Consider the following 1380-nt stretch of genomic DNA (forward strand, 5'->3'; position numbering starts at 1 on the left):
GGGCGGGCCGCCGCCGCCGCCACCACTGGGAGGGCCTCCGTCGCTGGATGGGCCGCCCTCGCTCGCTGGGTCGCCGGGTCAGGCCGCGGGCCCACCAAGCCTGAACGGGCCGCCCAGCATCTCGGGCATGGGTGGGCCGCCGAGCTTGAACGGGCCGCCCAGCATGTCGGGCATGGGAGGCCCACCCTCGCTGGATGGGCCGCCCGCTCTGGGCACGCCTTCGTACGGGCAGAGCGGCCCTCCGTCGCTCGACGGCCCCCCGCCGATGATGGGGGGACCCGCGATGATCGGCGGCCCACCGTCAATCGCGGGCGCCCAGGCGCCGCCGTCGATGTCGAGCCCAGCGGTCGACGACACCTCGCCCCCGCCGCGCCGATCCGGCGCGGAGGCGACCGGGTTCGTCGATCTTGGCGGCGTGCATCGGGCAATTCGCGAGCTGCGTCCTGCCTATGAACACTACGAGGCGGCGCGCGCCCAATTCGAGCAGTCGGTTGAAGCGTCGCTGGCCAAGATCCCCGCCAACACCCGCGACACGGCGATGGCGTTCCTGCGCCGCGAGTTTCCCGAGATGCCCGGCGCCACGGCCTTCGCCGCGCCCGCGGCGGCGACCGGGGGCGTGCCCGAGGCGTCGAGCACCGTGACCAACTTTGCCGCCCACGTGCTCGGCACCGTGACGCCGCCGGGCGACGCGGACGAGCAGTCGGCCTTCCTCGCGCGGATCGCCGATATTCTGCAGACCACAGCGCAGGCGTTCGTCGAGATCCGCAATGTCCAGGCCCGGTTCGGCGAAGAGATGGGGGTTCGCACGATCCGCGAATTCACGCCGCTGCACGCTGCCGCCGACGCGCGGGGGGTGCTGGACTACCTGCTGGATTGGCGTCGTGGCGGGCCGGAGCGGAACGCTCAGTTGTCTGCGGTGTATAGCGACTTCATGCTGCATCAGGTTGCGCTGATCAATGGGGTTGTCGAGGGGGTGCAGGCGATGATGGATCAGTTTCGGCCGGCGGAGATCGAGCGGGGGGTTGGGGGGCTGAGTAAGGCTGCGGGGGCTTGGAAGAAGTACTCGGAGCGGTATGTGGAGGTTGTGGAGGATCGGGGGATTGCGGCTTTGGTGTTTGGGCCGGAGTTTGCTCGGGCTTATTCGGAGGTTGGGAATGGGTGATTGATCGGTTGGTGAGGGTGTTGTGTGTTGTGCGGAGGGTGTTGTGTTGTTGTGCGGAGGGTGTTGTGTTGTTGTGCGGAGGGTGGGGTGCCGACGGGACACCGCGCACGGGCTGCAGATGGCCTCAACCCGGCTAGTGTCCTTGACACCCCAATTTCGGTGTATTTGAGTCAAGTTTGGTTCAAGCGGCGAGCCTCCCAGTCTCCCACAGCTTGGTC

1 protein-coding gene is annotated in these 1380 nt (G+C 68.6%); it reads left to right on the top strand.

Annotation, left to right across the window (positions count from 1 at the left end):
• Nucleotides 1-1162 (top strand): type VI secretion system-associated FHA domain protein (locus tag DB30_RS40845; protein ID WP_338082237.1); only part of this gene is annotated, 1162 nt, incomplete at its 5' end.
• Between the last annotated feature and the right edge of the window lie 218 nt (nt 1163-1380).

The organism is Enhygromyxa salina (genome assembly GCF_000737335.2).
In the GTDB taxonomy this organism is placed as follows: Bacteria; Myxococcota_A; Polyangia; order Nannocystales; family Nannocystaceae; genus Plesiocystis; species Plesiocystis salina_C.